This is a genomic window from Methylobacterium sp. Leaf85, from assembly GCF_001422125.1.
Lineage (GTDB): Bacteria > Pseudomonadota > Alphaproteobacteria > Rhizobiales > Beijerinckiaceae > Methylobacterium > Methylobacterium bullatum.
The window spans coordinates 20,982-36,266 of record NZ_LMME01000016.1 but is presented as its reverse complement, the minus strand read 5'-3'; the positions used below and the strand labels follow the sequence as shown (position 1 = coordinate 36,266).

Sequence of the window (15,285 nt, the reverse complement as noted above, 5' to 3'; positions counted from 1 at the left end):
CCACCACGCGCAGGCCGCCTAACCTCTTACCCCAGATGGACCAGAGCCTCCGCTCCTGAACTTCGCAGAATGTCCCAAATCATCTGACGACGGACAGTGAGGGCAGAAAGCCACAGGTAAGTTTGAAAATCGATTCTGAGTTGCAATGCTCAAGAGCTACTATCTTCTAAGCGGTGTGCAATATACAATATCGACGGCGCCGAATCACATCGGGCGATAAGTGTGGAGCGGGTGGCAATGGGTACGAAATATGTTCGGGCAGATATTGAAGCCACGACCGCAGGAACTCCGGGTGTCGAATTAAGTTCGGCGAGCACAGGCCTCACTGACGTCTACGTTTATTCCGACGTGAATGTCATATCCAGTTATGATGATGGCATAAGAGGTTTCGGCAGCGAACATGACGCATTGATAGGCGGGTATATTGTTGGTGATAGGAATGGCATTCGCCTCGGCGACAGCAGTTCGATTGACCACGATCAAAGGGTGCTAATATATTCTTCGGGCGTATCCGTAGGTATAAATAACGCGGGTGTCGCAGTGTACGGTTACAACAGCGTTGTTACTATTAACGGTGAAGTTCAAGGCGACATTTACGGCATTCTGATGTCGGGCATATCTAATAAATACAAGTCGACAGTAAATAATGATGGCGAGGTATTCGCGAATAGCTACGGCGTGGCCCATTCGCTATCTGGTGGTGATACCGAAGGTTTGGTGCTCCGAAATACAGGATATATCGAAGGTGGTCTATTCAGCTTCTTCGGTGGCGATAATAACATAGCGTCTGATCGCATTGTGAACAGTGGAAGAATGGTTGGTGACGTATCAATGGGCGGGGGGGACGACGTCTATGACGCCCGCCAAGGCGGAACGGTCGAGGGAACAGTTTTTGGCGGGCTTGGAGACGACCGTTTCGTCGGGACTTCGAATGACGATATCTTTGTCGGTGATGCAGGCAATGATCGTTTGGACGGCGGACGGGGATACGATACTCTTACCGGCGGATTGGGCGACGACACTTATATTCTGAGAAGCACTGCTCTTGATGTCAGGCCAGATCCGGATGCTGATCCTACAATATATGGGGATACGGTCATTGAGCTGAAAAATCAGGGTATAGATACGATATATGCGAATTTTGAATTTGATTTGGCAAATTACATTAATGTGGAAAATGGTGTTTTGAACGCCTTGTCACGAAATGACGGTGACAGCTGGGATCTCTTCGGCACTGCGGTGTCCAACTCAATAACTGGCAACGACGGCGATAATCGGATTGATGGGAGGGAAGGTGCAGATCAGCTGATCGGCCTTGGCGGTAACGATACATACTATGTAGATAACTCGTTAGATAAGGTTGTTGAGGGAGCAAATGGTGGGACGGACACTATAATTACATCCGTTACATACTCACTTGCGGGCCTTCAAGTCGAAAATATAACGATTAACGGAGCGGGAAACATTAATATCACGGGTAATAGTCTTGAAAATGTAATATACGCAAGTCCTGGAAGTAATGTTATCAATTCTGGAGGTGGATCTGACGCAATCACCCTGTCTGGGGCAAGTGATATTTCTGATAAAGATGTCCTTGTTTTCAGTTCGGCGTTAGGGCCCGATAACTTCGACAGGATTTCTCAATTTAACGGGATGGATCAAGATATGATTCATCTTAGTTCCAGCATATTTAAGGGGTTGAGCCAGGGAGCGTTATCCGCTCAAGCTTACCAGTCGGGTAGCACAATCGTCGCTGCAACATCCGACGTCAGGATTATATATAGCACGTCTACTCAAAGCTTGTACTATGACTCAGATGGCAGCGGTTCTGCTGCTGCCGTCCCCTTCGCGCTTTTATATTACTCGGGTGCAGGCACTACTCCGGGCTATGAGGACTTTTTGATAGTTTAAGGTTGCAGTAGTCGACATCATATGATCTTAAAAAATACAGTGGAAACGTTTTATATAATCCGGCGGCAATTCTAAATTGCCTAAACTATTGACTAAGGGCGCCTCAGGGCGCCCTTTCTTTTGACCCGAGCGCGCTGGGCGAACCTGCGGCTCCGATGGTGGTGTCGTGATGAAAGCCTTCCGAGCTGTCCCGAACGGGACTGGCCTGCCCCCTGAAAAGTGGTCCTCCCTGAGGTATGGCCTCGCGCCATATTGGAGTTGACCCCGTTTGTGGTCCACGGCCTATGCAAGCTCTCGGGCTGTGACAGCTTGGTCGGCGAAGGCTCGGGGCGTCAAGCCGCCCAGGGCCGTGTGGGGGCGATCTTCGTTGTAGTGGCACCTCCAGTCCTCAATGCGCTCGCGAGCATCCGCTAGCGACAGGAACCACGAAGCGTTCAGGCATTCCGCCCGTAGGCGGCCGTTGAACGACTCGATGTAGGCGTTGTCGGTCGGCTTGCCCGGTCGGGAGAAGTCGATCTCAACTCCGTTCAGGTAGGCCCACTGGTCGAGCATGCGACCGGCGAACTCCGGCCCATTGTCGACCCGTAAGCTCTTGGGCCGTCCCCTCAGCTTGACCAAGGTGTCGAGCGCCTCGGTCACTTGGTAGGCGCGGAAGTTGGCTCTTGGTGTGAGTGAGAGCGCCTCTCGCGTGTGGCAATCGACGACGGTCAAGATCCGGAATGGACGTCCGTCGAAGATGCGGTCGGATACGAAGTCCATCGCCCACACCTCATTGGGCCCACCGATCCCTGGTCGACCCTGACGATAACGCCAAGCTCGCTTACGCTTAGGCAGCTTTGACCGGATCGATAGCCCCTCGTCGCGGTAGATCCGGTAGGTGCGCTTGTGGTTCACCTCCCAGCCCTCCCGTCGCAGCAGGATGTGCAGCCGCCGGTAGCCGTAACGGACCCGTGCGGCGGCCAGCTCCTTCAACCGCATCCGCAGAGCGACTTGCGGGTCGGCTCGCTTCCTGTAACGCTGGGACGAGCGGCCGAAGCCGGTGGCCTGGCAGGCCCGACGCTCACTGATGTCGTAGGTCACCTGCAAGTGACCGGCGACTTCACGGCGAACGGCGGGCCTCACCACTTTCGTTTGAGCACGTCCTGCAGCATCGAGCGGTCCAGCGTCAGATCAGCGACCAGCCGCTTGAGCTTGCTGTTCTCGTCCTCCAGCTGCTTGAGCCGTCGGATCTCCGGCACGCCCATGCCGACGAATTGCTTCTTCCAGCGGTAGAAGGTCGGCTCGGAGACGCCCATCTTCCGGCAGACTTCGTCCACCGAAGCGCCGTTCTCCGCCTGCCGCAGGGCGAAGGCGATCTGTTCATTCGTGAAGCGTTTGCGAGGCATGGCATCCACCCTCCTTCAGGGTTCAGGATGCCCGAAAAACTTGCGCTCAGCGCGGACCAGTTTGGTGGGTCAGGGTCAACGTGCATCGAGCCCATCGCCGAGACCATCGAGTACGACATCCTGGCGCAGAACAATGAGGCCAGCGCCCTTACGCTGCAGGCGGACGAGACCCACGCCCACCTCATCTCCAGGGCAGCCTCCGAGCCCACGCCGGCCCGGAAGGTCCGGGGCCCCCAAGACTTGGCGAACAGCGTCTTCTGCGTCGCCAAGTTCGTTCACGGCGACAAAACGCTTCTTGCCGTCCGTAAGACCGACGGTTCGTGGTCGACGCGTAAGACGTCAGGCTTCATCAGGATGATTTTCACGGACGAGGAGTTGGATCTCGATGAGGAGCCGGTCTTCACGATCCGGCCCGACTTCGATTTTTTCGTCCTCGACGATCGGGTCTTCGTCAGGAGCAAACCTCGATTCGAGTCCGTGTTGTCCTACAAGGCGGGCCACGAGGTCGCGTTTGCGACACTGAAGGAGGAGCCGGATTTCTTCCGTATCTTCTCCGATCTTGGACCCCTCGACGAGTACGTCGGGACGAACAAGATCCACCTCCGCCGTGCCGTCGCGATCCAGCAAAAAGGGCACTACAAGAACGCCGACTTCATGAGGCGCCTTCTCGCCGAGCATGCAAGCATGAACCTCGCCATCACCTTCGATGCGCAAGGTCGGATCATCCCCACGGTCGAGAGTGGCCGTGACATCTTCCAGGCACTTCTGAACCACCGCCTCGACTCCCGCCTGACCCTGGAGATGTTCGACGTACCCAGCACTGAACGGGTGGGCTGAGCATGGCCAAGAACACCGTACTACATCGACACGCGCTGATGACGATGATGGCCTACGCCTTCCTCCAGTCCCGGCGTCTCGCAGCAGCGGGTCGGAAAAAAGAATCGCCTGCCCACCGCCCCGGCCCCCGATGCCGGCGATCCGCCAAGCCATCCTGGATCAGCTCAGCCGGCCACCACCGCGGCGATGCCCGCACTTGACGCTGACCTCAACCAGCCCCCTTGAGAACATTCCGCCAAAGTAGTGTTAGGCTCTGCGACGTTCCGACCCGGATGCCGGATGGTCGGACTGTCCCGTAATTCCGTAAGGCCGTTCATGACATCGCCCAAAGGGCCGTCGACATGGTGTTCGAGTATTGCGCGGTCCATGACTGTGATAAGTGCGAGGATGAACGCGAAGGGATCGCACGACGCTTCCGCGATGATTATGGCTCCCGCCACAAAACCGGAAGGCCCCGCCGTTCGAGCGCCGCACCCTACTTCTTCGGGGTTATCGACACCGTGGCAGCACTTAGTTCAACATCGCTGGATGCCGTCGACTCTGGGGCGTTCATCGACAACCCGAAGCAGTCCCCCGAAACCATCCGGATCCTCAAGGCGTACGACGCGAGCTCGATGCCGGTCGTCGTTAACTGATCACCCCGGGGCGGTGTCCCCCATTGGGACGGGCCCGGAAAGCTGACAGGCGTTTTGCCACCTTCGGGTCTCGGGACAGGCGAATTGCCGCCCGACGAGAAAATCGTCATCGGGACGCAAATTAACCGTTGTGCCTTTCCCCTAGTTACCGAATTCGTCCCATTTGCGTACCGCGGTTGGCCTACATCAGGTCCACCGTTTCGCAGGCCTCCGGGTCCCAGCACCGCCCCAGGCGGACGAGACCCGTCGAGTAGCAGAACGCCCAGCCCGCGGTCGCATCGAATGCCTGGACGGTCGACGTCGTGACGACCCTCCCATCGGGGAACCGGGGGTGCCCGTAGACCGTGCCGGTGAGCACCGCCCCATCCGCGGACCGGTCGTCCGGCTCGACGATCCAGTCGTGGAACAGGGGGCGATCCGCGAGTTCGGATATGTCTATTCGAGTGCCGGGGTACCGGTTTCGCTGTGCCATGCCCTGCCGTCCTCGTCGAGAAAGACGAACGCGGCCGCCTCGATGGGCAGGCCGCAATCGTCGGTGAAATGGCCGGCCAGGAACGGCCGGTAACGGAGTCTGACGGCAACCGGGGGGACGCCCGCATGCGGGATGAGGTCCCCCCGGATCCACGCGTGGACCTCGCGATGTCCGATCCGTAAAACCCTGGCCCGCGACCCTGGCCGGACGACCATCACGGCACCTGCCAGGGTTACTGATGGGGCGTGCGCGACGACGCGGCCGCGTTCCCGGATCGACCAGCAGCGGAGGGTCAAATTCCGGTAGACGTCGGTCACTGCAAAGGCAGGGGCGGCAGGCACAGGGCCACCGCTTCGGCCTCGGCGGCCATTCGGATCGCATCGTGCGAGGTGACTCGACCGGCCGCCTCCATCTCGATGATCCGGTCGATCCTGACGCCTACCGCCAGGGCGATCAGGCCGCATGCCCGCCGGGTCGACCATGCGACCCTCACGCGCTCGCGGATCGCAGGGAGGCTCTCACGCCGCATCGCGGGCCTCCCTGCCACCGGTCATGAGGTCGTTGAGCAGGGCGATGATCGCCTGGACGTCCGCGTCCGTGAGCATGCCGTTCTTGCCATGCCGGTGCGTCGCCATGACGAGTTCGAGAAGAGTTGTTGCGCGTTCAGCCTTTGTCACAATCATCTCCCTAATTCATCGTGGCGAGCACATCGCGCCCGGCAAGGATTGTTTCGATTATCCTGCGCAACTGCCTGAGCGAGGGCTTCGTCCATGCCCTCGCGGCTAGCTCGATCTCATCGCCGTCGAGGTCGGGCATCCAGGCGAGATCGACGCCCCTCTCCGTCCGGACGTCCGCCGCGATGGACTTGGCCAGGGCGGGCAAGTCGGCCTTCGTCGGGCTCGGCATGTGCACGATCCGGGCGCGGTCGAGCAGCGCCTGAGGGATGCCGGCCAGGGAATTTGCCGTGGCGATCCACGAGACGGGGGAGATGTCGACCGGACATTCGAGGGACGGATCGTGGTACCGCGATGCGTTCTCCGGCTCGATCAACGTGAGCAGCCCGTCCACGATGCGGCCGTTGTCCGAGCGGCTCCCCGCCTTGTCGAGCTCGTCAACCACGATGGCAACGGTCGCCCGGAGGTCGCGCTGGATGGCCTGCAGGGGGACGCACGCCCTCGATGAGTTCCACTGGCGCGACGTACCTATGATCGACCCGTCTGCCGACCCAGCCGCGCTGTAGACCGTGACCGGGAGGCCGAGGATTTCGCAGAGCCGCCGGGCCGCCCGTGTCTTTCCGGCGCCCGGTTCGCCGACCAGAATCGTGAACGGCAGGCGAGCGTATGGCCTTCCGACCTGCGTGCGCAGGATCCCGTCGATCTCGCTCCGGAGGTGTGGGAACTCCCGCGAGAGGGTGGTCGAGGCCTCCGTGGGATCGGGCACCGGGGTGAGCGGCAGCAGGGCACCGGCCACCGTCTTCCACTCCTTCTGAGCGGCCGCGTTCAGGTGCGACGTCGACCGGAGGACGACGTGCCCCGCCTCACCCCGCTCGGGCAGATCGTCCTCGTTCGCATCGCGGGGGTCGTACCCGGTGTCGTCCCGGGCGGGGCCCCGGCGAACGTTTTGGGGCCACTGCACTCGCGCGATGATCTGTAGAGCCGTCAGGGCATCCCCCTGTTGGCGGGCCCACCGCGGCTCGGTCTTGGGTCGCCAGTCGCCCCCGTCGCAATACGCAGCGATGGACATCATCTCCGCGTGCGTGGTCAGGAGATTCCGGAGCCCGAGATCACCGTGGCCGCCCGCCATCGCGGCCTGCCAGACCCGCACGGCACACCTCAGCGCGCAGCCATGGTCACCCAGGAAAGCTGCGTAATACACGCAGCGCGCGGCATAGTCGGCATACCTGTCGCGGTCCTCGGGACGGAGCTTGAGATCGTCCGCGACCTCGTCGCACGCGCTCTCGCATGCAGATAGTGTCGGGACCGACACTGAGCACGATGAGAGCCTCTCCAGGGCTGTCCTGACGAGGGGGTGGATATCGAGGAAATCCAGCAGGAGGCCCGTCGACCAATGGATCGCATCCGCGATTGGGTCGCAGTCGAAGAAATCGAGCCCGTGATCGAGCTCCTCGACGGATGGCGGGTGGTTTCCGGGAAACGGTTCGGGCGCACGGGGGCGCGCACCCCGGGGGGCGTTCTTCGTCATTGGTCTTCTCTCTACCAGACGCCCTGCCGACCTGTGTCAGTGGAGCTAGAGTGGAACCCTAATCCGGAGTTCCTAATAAATCCTCAACGTCCGACAGCTTTGTCCAATAACCGAATGCGTTGATCCCTCGGAAATCCCGCAAAAGGTCGAGCAGCCCAATGAGCGGCTCGTCCAACGGCATGTCCCTATGCACGTCCCAGTACCGCGCAACAGCGCGCGCCACGGCCGAGATCTCGCGTGCGTCATGGCGTTCGGATAACTTGACCAGTCCGTACAGCAAGGCCGGGGGCAGACCGAATTTGCGGATGCGATCCCGCGCGGTCGTCCGGCGGTTGATGCCCGCGAGCTCGGCCAGGGCGCGGGACCAGTCGTCGCCCCACACCGCCCCCGCAAGCTCGTCGACGCGCTCGGCCAGGGCGAGATTGTACGGCTCCTTTTCGAGGGGGACGATCCCGCGGTCGGAGCGCATGCAGGCGTCCCGGCCGACGTAGATCAATTCGCCCTTCTCGCCCCCCACCGTAACGAACCCGAGGTTGATGGTTTCGCCGTCACCGGCGGGGTCTTGTTCCCGAGCGTGGGTGGCGCGGAGATCCAGAACGATTTCAGATGCGGGAGACATTAGGAGCCCTCCAGGGGGGTGCGAGATACTCGACGTCGACGATGCGAAAGTAGGGGCTGTTGGCGATGACCCACATGCCCAGGCGCGTGGTGAATGGGCGGCCGCCGAGGGTGATCTGGACGCTCATGCATCCACCTCCAACGCGTCGTCCACGGGGAGGTCCTCGCCCTCGATGGCGACCCACGACCGACCGAACGGCTGGTTCGCGAAGAGGGCCGCGAGGCCGGTCTGCGCCTTGAGACGGATGAGCTCGTCCGCCGACAGGCCCAACTGCTTGGCGATGGCCTGATCGGACTGACCGAGTTGGACCAGCTTCACCACCATCTCCGACATGAGATCGACCTGGTGCTTGCCCCTGGCCCGGTTGTGCCGGATCGTCGAGGCCATGCGCTCGGCGATGGGCTTGTCGATGCCGACGACCGGCAAATAGCCGTGCACCCGGTCACGGACGTCCGCCTTCTCCTTGCCGACACGATGCCGGTGGAACCCGTCGACGACGATTCTGGTCTTGCTGGTGGGGAACGTCACGATGGGCTGGGTGTAGCCGTCCTCGCGGATCGAGCGATGCAGCAGGGCCATCTCCGGGGAGGCGACTTTGTTCGGGTTGTACTCGTTCGCGACCACGGTGTCGTTCAGGACCCACGTGACCAGGTCGACCGGCTCCGAGCGGAACGGGGAGACCTCGTGCAGTTCCCGGCGGGCATAGTTGAGGGCCTCGACCTGCTCGGCCAGGGGCAGGCCGGCGATCTCACGGACGAGGGCGGCGGTGAGGGTTTCGATGCGGGTCATCACAGAATCTCCATCCATTTGGCGAGGGCGGCGCGGGGGTCTTTGACGGTGGTGTCGATGGGCAGGTTGCCTTCGTGGTCGTTGAGGAGGAGAGCCCGGCACTGGGACCTCGCCACGTTCTCCGCCTCGGGCTGCCGGGCAAAGCGGGTGCGGAACTTGCCCACGTCGACCGGCAGGGTGTGGAGGAGGAAGTCGCGGTAGGCGGCCCAGGTCGGGTAGGCCTTGGGGCGCTTGAGCGTCTGGTAGACCGACTGCTCCTCGGCATAGAGCGCGGCCGCGTGGACGCCGGCGAGGCGGCGGTTCAGTGCCTCGAACGTCTCGTGCTCGAATTCCTGGAGCGTTGTCAGGCTGTGGAAGGCCTGCTCGTGGATCAGGTTCGAGACCCGCAGTTCCTGGATGCCGTGGCCCTTGGCCCACATCCAATCGTAGGCCCGGTTGTAGGGGACGGCGTTCTTGCCGAGGTAGGTCCAAATGTCCTCGAACGTGAAGTCGTACAGGGGGTAGAGCTTGACGGCCGCGCCCTTTGTCCTGCTCGACCAATTGATGCCCGGGACGGCGGGGTTCTTCGTCACGGCCCGGTAGCGGTTGAGGGCCTCCTCCGCCCGCAGGCCGACGAGGAAGGCGGTGCCGGCGGAGGCCGAGGCCTCCATCCACTCGAAGAAGGCGTGAAAGCGGTCGGGCGCGCCGGCGGCCTCCTTGATCGATTCCGCTTCCTGCGGCCGCATCCACTCCGCACCCGGCTCCCAGGCGTGCAGCATGTCCTGCTCATAGGACGTGGCGTTCGTCATCCGCAGGGGCACCTGGTACCAGGCCGGCACGATCCCGGGCTGAGCCATAATGTGCCGGACGTGCTCGATGGTGGCGCCGTACTCAGCCTCCTGGTCGAGGAAGAAGGCGGTGACCGTCCGGCCCCGGCTGACGGCTTCCTTGCGGGCGGCGTCGATGAGGACGGTGCTGTCCTTGCCGCCCGAGATCGAGACGACGACGTTCTGGTAGGTGTCGAAGATCCAGGCCATGCGCTCGGTGAGGGCCACGTCGACGGTCTTAGGGAGGTAGAGCTTACGAGCCACGGCGGGCCTCCATGAGTGCGGTGGTGACGGCCGTGATCGCACCGGTCTCCCGGTCCCAGCGGTCATGCAGGAATGTGTCGACGCGGGTGTCCCCCCGGACCAAAGTCACCGTCGCGTCCCGGCGCATCGCAGCCTCGATGTCGAGGGCGAGGTAGGATTTCACGATGGGCGCCTCGGCGTAGACGAGGTGGTCGAACTCGCCGAGATCGCGGCGCTCGACCGCCAGGGCGAACGAGGTCGCCACCGCGTTCGTCGTGCCCGCCTTGGCCAGGGCCTTGCCCATCTTGTCGGCGTAGGACCCGAGGTTGGTGACGACCAGGACGAGCCCCCGCAGGGACTGGACGTGGTCGACGACGGCGGAGGTCCTCGACCGGAACGCGTGGGCGTGGTCCGCCAGCCGGGTGACGATCTTGCCCGGGTTGCTGTGCGCCTCGAAGAGCTCGGCCTTCTTGGCAGCGTAGCCGGCATGCTCCGCCGCGTCCGCATTTACGGACAGCACGGTGCGGTCACTCAGGAGCGAGTGACCGTCGCAGGTGGTGACCGCGGCGATCTTGCCGGCGAGCAGGGCCGGGTCGTGGGACGAGACCGTCTCCCCGTCCGGCCCCTCCTCCAGGTTGCCCTCCCGGAACGCGTACCAGTGCGAGAACCCGAGGATCGAGCGGTCTAGGTAGCTGTAGGGCGTGTAGATGAACTCGACGCCCAGAGTGAACGGCACGATGTCGGTCGTCATGCGATGGCCGACCTGCTTGGACAGCCGCTGCAGATTGACGAACTTGCCAGACGTGATCTTGGGGTAGCGGCTCACGCACTCCATCACGAGCGCGGTGCCGGGGCCGACCATGGCGTTGAGCGTGAGCCAGGTGTCGCGCTCCTCCATGCGCTCGAACGGCACGACCATGGCGCGTCCGCACAGGTCCGACGCCCTCCAGGCGGAGGCCTCGGGGCAAACGTAGATCGCCTGCTTGGCGCCGGAGGCCGCGAGGAATCCCTCGACGGCCCGACGCCTCGATGCGGCATCGGGGGATAAGTGGGCGGCGATCACTTCGCGGCCGCCTTCTTCTCCAGGACGACGTACGAGCCGCGCTTGGCGACCTGGCGCATGCCCTTGTCGGCGTAGAGCCCGGACGAGGCCGGGGCGCAGACCACGCGGATGACCCGGGCTCCCTCGACCATGGCGAGGCGCAGCGCCACCAGGGTCTCGGCGATGCCGGTGTTGCGGTGGGAGGGGACGACGTAGAGCGAGCAAAGCTCGGAGACGCCGTTGGCGTGCGGGATGATGCCGGAGATGGCGACGACCTTGTCGCCCTCCTTGGCCAACAACCAGATCTTGTGGGGGAGGTCCTTGAGGTAGGGAAGCTCGCGGCGGACGGCGCCATCCATGAAGAACGAGGCGATGTCGGCGAGGAAGTCGCGGTTGCGATCCGTCGGATTGACGACCTGGATTTTGAGGCTCTTGGACATGGCAGGCTCCAACCGGGTGATGGCCATACGCCAATTCCCGTGTCACCAATATAGGTGACACAGAGCGTTAATCAAGAGTCAATCACAGAGCGCGGATCATTTCCCGCAACCGGTCCCGCAGGCCGTGCTTCTTGCAGGCATCGATCTCCTCACGGAACGCGGCGAGGGTAGCGCCCTTGCTCCGCACGGCCGCGATGATGCGGCGGTCGATGCTGTCCGAGACCGCTATGTCGACGTACGTGCACGGCTGAGATTGCCCTATCCGGTGGATGCGGTCCTCGGCCTGGGCGCGCTCGGAGTATTTGAACGTCGACGCGTAGAACACGCTGTGGCTGGCCTCCGTCAGGGTGAGACCATGCCCGCCGGATTGCTGCGTCGATACGAGGAACCGTGCCTCTGAACGCCAAGCCTCCACCTCGCGGCCCCGACGGCGTTCGTCGAGGCCTCCGTGGAACTCTCGGCACGAATCGCTCCCGTGCGCGGCCCGGAGCGCGGCCGTGATCTCGTTGAGGCCCTGCCGGTACTTCGTCCAGACGACGACCTTCTCGCCATCGGGGATGCGCTCGATCACATCCATCAGGCCGGCGAGGCGGTGGTGCCGGATGGGTTCTCCATTGGCGTACCCGCAGGCGATGGATTGGAGGCGCGAGAACAGGCGGAAGATCGCGATGTGGGGATTGTCGTACGTGCCCTCGTCGTCGAGCGCTTCGGCCTTGGCCGCGTCCGCCGCGTCCCTTTGCTCGTGGCTCATCGGGACCCAGTGTTCCTCGAACAGCTTGGGCGGAAGCGTGAGGCACTCGCTCTTGCGGATCTGGTAGACGTACGGGGCGATGCGTGCGGCGAGGACGTCGGTGTTGTGCGACCGTGTGATCTGTCCGGTGACCTTGCCCGTGCGCCGGTCCGTCGCGTACTCTAGGTGGTTATTGGCGAACGACCAGAAAGAATTGTACCCGAGGATTTTTGGGCTCAGGAACCGCATCTGTGCGTACAGGTCGACGACGCCCTGGGTGAAGGGCGTGCCGGTCAGGACGGCTCTGTACCGCGCTCGCCGGGACATGTCCGTGACGCGCCTAGTTCGGGCGGAGTTGGCGCCCTTGATGTACGTCGATTCGTCGATGGCAACGAAGGTGCGCTCGTCCACGAGGGCATTGAACGCGGCCACCACCCTGAGGCTGGCGGACAGGCTCTCGATGCCAACGACGTACCAGGGCCGATCGAGCGGCATTGTCCGGGCATCGGTGCGGTCGTCGAAGACCACGACGTCCTCGGGTCCGCACGTCGTGTGCTTGAGGATCTCGGTACGGATCGTCTCTTTGACGGAGACCGGGACGAACCACACGACCCGGTCGATTTTTGCGGCCCGCAGTTTCGCGAGCTCGATGAGGCACCGGGATTTCCCGGTGCCCATCTCGGCGAAGAGCGCTCCCACCCGTGAGGGCAGGAGCTTCGCCACGGCGTCCGCCTGATGCGGCAGGAGCTCAGTCGTGGTCGACCAGGTCACTGTCGATCTCCACCTGCTCCGGGACGGCGAGACGGTCGGGACGGGCACCCCGCTCCTTGACCTTGACGGGCTCGGCCTTCGGGCGAGCGACGGCATCAACGACGACACCCCGCTCGCGCTGGGCCATGACCTCCTCCATCCGTGCCTGGGCGCCGGGGGTGATCCGGAACCCGTGGGCCTCGGCGAAATCGAGGACCTCGTCTCGCGCCGTTCCCGGCACGAGACACCGCCTGTCCGTGTACGTCGCTCCCGGCAGACTCTTGAACGCCCGGTAGAAATCCTCGTCGCGGCCCCAGGTGAGACGGAGCTTGCCCTGCTGCGCGCCCGTCGGGACCAGGCTGACCCAGCGCCGGTGCTCGGGATCGTACGACCGGGCGATGGCCTTGCCGCGGGCCTCGGTGTCGTGGAGCATGACGACGATGCCAGCGGCGAGGAGCTCGTGCGCCAACTCGGCGAGGCGGTCCACGGCCTGGCCCATCATCAGGGACGAGTGCCTGCGGACCCACGCCCGCGCGACAGGATCCCAGCTATGGCCGATGCGCTTGACCGTATCGTTGAACTTGTCGGAGCGCTCATCGTAACGGGCATAGAGGATGCCCTCCCGGTACGTGAGCTCGGCGATGGTCTCGGAGACGGGCGTTGCCGGACGGAGGGTCGCCTCCGCCATGGCCTCCTGCTCGGCGGCAACGGCCGCCTTGCTCTCCGGCGTATGGGCATGGGCTTCGTCGGCGAGCCGCCTGATTATGGCGGCGAGGCTATTCGCCAGACCCATGGACCGACCTTCAATCCAGAAGGTTGCCTCTGTCTCGTTGCGGAAGATCTCGGCCGCCTCGCGAACTGACGGCTCGCCCGCATTGCGGATCAGGTAAATCAGGTCCTCGACCTCCCGACCCAGAATGGTGGTGCACGTCGAACCCACGTTCTGGAGCGCGACAGGCATCGTGCGATCCAACCGGGCGATGACGCCTTCGCGGATCGTGGCCGCCCACCCGACTTGCTTCTCCGTGCCTTCCAGCGGCGGCAGGCCGGAGGCATCCGCCCGGGCGATGGCCTCCCGGTTGTCGCAGTCGCGGCAGGTCCAACCCTGCTCCATAAGCTTCTTGGCGCGGTAGTCTGCACTGCGCCTGTTGCTGCCGACGTAGTCCATGTGACCGTCGCACTGATCGGTCGCGCAGTTCACCCGAGCTTTGGCCATAATCGAACTTCTCCAACCGGATGACGCCCCAATGACGACTCCCGATGTCTCCAATATCGGTGACACTAATGTTCACGTCAATGGCTGTATCGAAATGAATCACTCTCGGTGCGGTTCGGGCAATGCCTCGATGCATCGGTGGTTAACGCTGGCGCGGTCGTTAACTGGGGAGGGACGTCCGCCTGATGCCCGGCCCGGCCAACGTGTAAAACGATTCCACAAACGCGATTTGGGAATCGTTTTACACGTTCGGGGCGGCCCAAAGCGAAAGGGCCCGGGTTTCCCCGAGCCCCTCGTTGCCACCTGTCGAGACTTACCGCCTGTTGCGGCCCGCCGGCCGGAACCTTGGCCTCCCCGGATTTCCGTCATCACCGCGATGGTCCCCGTCGAAGGGGTGCCACCGTACCGTGACGGCGTCCTGTGATTAGACGAACAGCGTGACCTCGACAGTCAGCGAGGATGGTACCCCCGCCGGCGATTCGTTCAAGGGGTTACAGCTGCACGTGCCTCGGCCACCAGGGCGTTCCACCGCTTGACCTCCGGACCGACCGGATCACCGGCGCTACGGGGCGTCCATCCCACGCGGTCGCGCCGGACGATGCCCCTGGCACCACAGTCCGTGCAGCGCACGAACCGGGAAAGGCTACCGACGGCGATGAGGTCGTGAACCTGATCAGGGTGACGGTCGTATAGGCGGGCCGGGGTGTGGATGCAGCGGGGCATGGCGATCTCCTTCGATCACCATCATTCGTGCGACCCGGTCCGAGTTCGACAAGGAAACCTACGCCTGAAAACGATTCGTCGGTGGTATCCATGTGGTATCCACCGCCCAGGCAAAAAGCCATTGGATACCACGCCCCTGCCCTATCGGGCTGAGGTTGCTAGGCTTTTCGGGAAGGGAGGAGTGGAGCGGGTACGGGGAATCGAACCCCGGTATTCAGCTTGGAAGGCTGCTGCTCTACCATTGAGCTACACCCGCATGTGGCGCCCGATAGCATGGTGACGCGGTCTTGAGAAGGTGATCCCTTCATCGGCCGTGGTGCCAGCGTGTCGGTATGGATTGGTGGGGGAAGTAGGACTCGAACCTACGAAGCTTACGCAGCGGATTTACAGTCCGCCCCCTTTGCCGCTCGGGACATTCCCCCAAACCACCGCCTTTCGGCAGCGCGCGGGTCCTTATGGTGAGGGCTTGCGCGGGTGTCAACACG

General features: G+C 62.9%; 17 protein-coding genes, 2 tRNA genes and 1 pseudogene. 4 read left to right on the top strand and 16 right to left on the bottom strand.

The features are described 5' to 3' along the window. Window positions 1-237: 237 nt before the first annotated feature. Window positions 238-1,911 (top strand): calcium-binding protein, encoded by a 1,674-nt coding sequence (locus ASF08_RS24750; RefSeq protein WP_156629549.1) that lies wholly within the window; start codon window positions 238-240, stop codon window positions 1,909-1,911. Window positions 1,912-2,193: 282 nt separating this feature from the next. Here ASF08_RS24750 and ASF08_RS11510 read toward each other — a convergent pair. Beyond that, window positions 2,194-3,296 (bottom strand): IS3 family transposase gene (locus tag ASF08_RS11510; protein WP_156629548.1). Its coding sequence is split into 2 segments (ribosomal slippage): window positions 2,194-3,035 and window positions 3,035-3,296, totalling 1,104 coding nucleotides; the frame shifts between segments, so codons are not numbered across the junction. A 27-nt stretch (window positions 3,297-3,323) separates the two neighbouring features. Here ASF08_RS11510 and ASF08_RS11500 point away from each other — a divergent pair. The 3 genes and pseudogenes from ASF08_RS11500 to ASF08_RS11495 all read left to right on the top strand — a co-directional run bounded on the left by ASF08_RS11500 (window position 3,324) and on the right by ASF08_RS11495 (window position 4,768). After that, window positions 3,324-4,133 (top strand): Kiwa anti-phage protein KwaB-like domain-containing protein, encoded by an 810-nt coding sequence (locus ASF08_RS11500; protein WP_056145209.1) that lies wholly within the window; start codon window positions 3,324-3,326, stop codon window positions 4,131-4,133. A 20-nt stretch (window positions 4,134-4,153) separates the two neighbouring features. After that, window positions 4,154-4,358: pseudogene (locus tag ASF08_RS26230) on the top strand (hypothetical protein); the annotation flags it as partial. Window positions 4,359-4,474: 116 nt separating this feature from the next. Further along, window positions 4,475-4,768, top strand: coding sequence for a hypothetical protein (locus ASF08_RS11495; protein WP_056145206.1), 294 nt, complete (start codon window positions 4,475-4,477; stop codon window positions 4,766-4,768). A gap of 181 nt (window positions 4,769-4,949) precedes the next feature. Here ASF08_RS11495 and ASF08_RS11490 read toward each other — a convergent pair whose 3' ends face one another. From ASF08_RS11490 to ASF08_RS11430, 15 genes are all read right to left on the bottom strand, one after another. Beyond that, the gene (locus ASF08_RS11490; protein ID WP_056145203.1) at window positions 4,950-5,240 is read right to left on the bottom strand and encodes a hypothetical protein; all 291 of its coding nucleotides are present in this window, start codon (window positions 5,238-5,240) and stop codon (window positions 4,950-4,952) included. Next, a complete protein-coding gene (locus tag ASF08_RS26225) occupies window positions 5,204-5,557 on the bottom strand; it encodes a hypothetical protein (RefSeq protein WP_056145200.1) in 354 nt (117 codons plus the stop codon). Before ASF08_RS26225 ends, ASF08_RS11490 begins: the two co-directional genes overlap by 37 nt. Continuing rightward, window positions 5,554-5,769, bottom strand: coding sequence for a hypothetical protein (locus ASF08_RS11480; RefSeq protein ID WP_056145197.1), 216 nt, complete (start codon window positions 5,767-5,769; stop codon window positions 5,554-5,556). Before ASF08_RS11480 ends, ASF08_RS26225 begins: the two co-directional genes overlap by 4 nt. Next, entirely contained in the window at window positions 5,759-5,917 is a 159-nt protein-coding gene (locus tag ASF08_RS24745) for a hypothetical protein (protein ID WP_156629547.1), read from the bottom strand. Before ASF08_RS24745 ends, ASF08_RS11480 begins: the two co-directional genes overlap by 11 nt. Window positions 5,918-5,927: 10 nt before the next feature. Further along, window positions 5,928-7,442 (bottom strand): AAA family ATPase, encoded by a 1,515-nt coding sequence (locus ASF08_RS11475; RefSeq protein ID WP_056145194.1) that lies wholly within the window; start codon window positions 7,440-7,442, stop codon window positions 5,928-5,930. 58 nt (window positions 7,443-7,500) lie between these two features. Next, window positions 7,501-8,061 (bottom strand): hypothetical protein, encoded by a 561-nt coding sequence (locus ASF08_RS11470; RefSeq protein ID WP_056145191.1) that lies wholly within the window; start codon window positions 8,059-8,061, stop codon window positions 7,501-7,503. Continuing rightward, a complete protein-coding gene (locus ASF08_RS24740) occupies window positions 8,045-8,188 on the bottom strand; it encodes a hypothetical protein (RefSeq protein ID WP_156629546.1) in 144 nt (47 codons plus the stop codon). The genes ASF08_RS11470 and ASF08_RS24740 overlap by 17 nt, the downstream gene beginning before the upstream one ends. After that, window positions 8,185-8,850, bottom strand: coding sequence for an IbrB-like domain-containing protein (locus tag ASF08_RS11465; protein ID WP_082473167.1), 666 nt, complete (start codon window positions 8,848-8,850; stop codon window positions 8,185-8,187). The genes ASF08_RS24740 and ASF08_RS11465 overlap by 4 nt, the downstream gene beginning before the upstream one ends. Beyond that, window positions 8,850-9,920: a phosphoadenosine phosphosulfate reductase domain-containing protein gene (locus ASF08_RS11460; RefSeq protein ID WP_056145183.1), complete on the bottom strand. Its 1,071-nt coding sequence runs from the start codon at window positions 9,918-9,920 to the stop codon at window positions 8,850-8,852. The genes ASF08_RS11465 and ASF08_RS11460 overlap by 1 nt, the downstream gene beginning before the upstream one ends. Continuing rightward, window positions 9,910-10,962 (bottom strand): hypothetical protein, encoded by a 1,053-nt coding sequence (locus ASF08_RS11455; protein ID WP_056145180.1) that lies wholly within the window; start codon window positions 10,960-10,962, stop codon window positions 9,910-9,912. Before ASF08_RS11455 ends, ASF08_RS11460 begins: the two co-directional genes overlap by 11 nt. Then, window positions 10,959-11,381: a GNAT family N-acetyltransferase gene (locus ASF08_RS11450; RefSeq protein ID WP_162238950.1), complete on the bottom strand. Its 423-nt coding sequence runs from the start codon at window positions 11,379-11,381 to the stop codon at window positions 10,959-10,961. The genes ASF08_RS11455 and ASF08_RS11450 overlap by 4 nt, the downstream gene beginning before the upstream one ends. Before the next feature lie 82 nt (window positions 11,382-11,463). Then, entirely contained in the window at window positions 11,464-12,882 is a 1,419-nt protein-coding gene (locus ASF08_RS11445; protein WP_056145173.1) for an SNF2-related protein, read from the bottom strand. Beyond that, on the bottom strand, window positions 12,860-14,077 hold the full coding sequence (locus tag ASF08_RS24735; RefSeq protein ID WP_156629545.1) for a hypothetical protein: 1,218 nt from the start codon (window positions 14,075-14,077) through the stop codon (window positions 12,860-12,862). Before ASF08_RS24735 ends, ASF08_RS11445 begins: the two co-directional genes overlap by 23 nt. Window positions 14,078-14,982: 905 nt before the next feature. Continuing rightward, window positions 14,983-15,056, bottom strand: a tRNA-Gly gene (locus ASF08_RS11435). Window positions 15,057-15,138: 82 nt separating this feature from the next. Continuing rightward, window positions 15,139-15,222, bottom strand: a tRNA-Tyr gene (locus tag ASF08_RS11430). Between the last annotated feature and the right edge of the window lie 63 nt (window positions 15,223-15,285).

What these genes read in the sequence shown, in the direction of transcription:
- ASF08_RS11490 (WP_056145203.1), bottom strand. Translation starts at nt 5,240, where the DNA reads ATGGCACAGCGAAACCGGTACCCCGGCACTCGAATAGACATATCCGAA.
- ASF08_RS11465 (WP_082473167.1), bottom strand. Translation starts at nt 8,850, where the DNA reads ATGACCCGCATCGAAACCCTCACCGCCGCCCTCGTCCGTGAGATCGCC.
- ASF08_RS24740 (WP_156629546.1), bottom strand. Translation starts at nt 8,188, where the DNA reads ATGAGCGTCCAGATCACCCTCGGCGGCCGCCCATTCACCACGCGCCTG.
- ASF08_RS11500 (WP_056145209.1), top strand. Translation starts at nt 3,324, where the DNA reads ATGCCCGAAAAACTTGCGCTCAGCGCGGACCAGTTTGGTGGGTCAGGG.
- ASF08_RS11470 (WP_056145191.1), bottom strand. Translation starts at nt 8,061, where the DNA reads ATGTCTCCCGCATCTGAAATCGTTCTGGATCTCCGCGCCACCCACGCT.
- ASF08_RS11495 (WP_056145206.1), top strand. Translation starts at nt 4,475, where the DNA reads ATGGTGTTCGAGTATTGCGCGGTCCATGACTGTGATAAGTGCGAGGAT.
- ASF08_RS11475 (WP_056145194.1), bottom strand. Translation starts at nt 7,442, where the DNA reads ATGACGAAGAACGCCCCCCGGGGTGCGCGCCCCCGTGCGCCCGAACCG.
- ASF08_RS24735 (WP_156629545.1), bottom strand. Translation starts at nt 14,077, where the DNA reads ATGGCCAAAGCTCGGGTGAACTGCGCGACCGATCAGTGCGACGGTCAC.
- ASF08_RS11450 (WP_162238950.1), bottom strand. Translation starts at nt 11,381, where the DNA reads ATGTCCAAGAGCCTCAAAATCCAGGTCGTCAATCCGACGGATCGCAAC.
- ASF08_RS11480 (WP_056145197.1), bottom strand. Translation starts at nt 5,769, where the DNA reads ATGCGGCGTGAGAGCCTCCCTGCGATCCGCGAGCGCGTGAGGGTCGCA.
- ASF08_RS24750 (WP_156629549.1), top strand. Translation starts at nt 238, where the DNA reads ATGGGTACGAAATATGTTCGGGCAGATATTGAAGCCACGACCGCAGGA.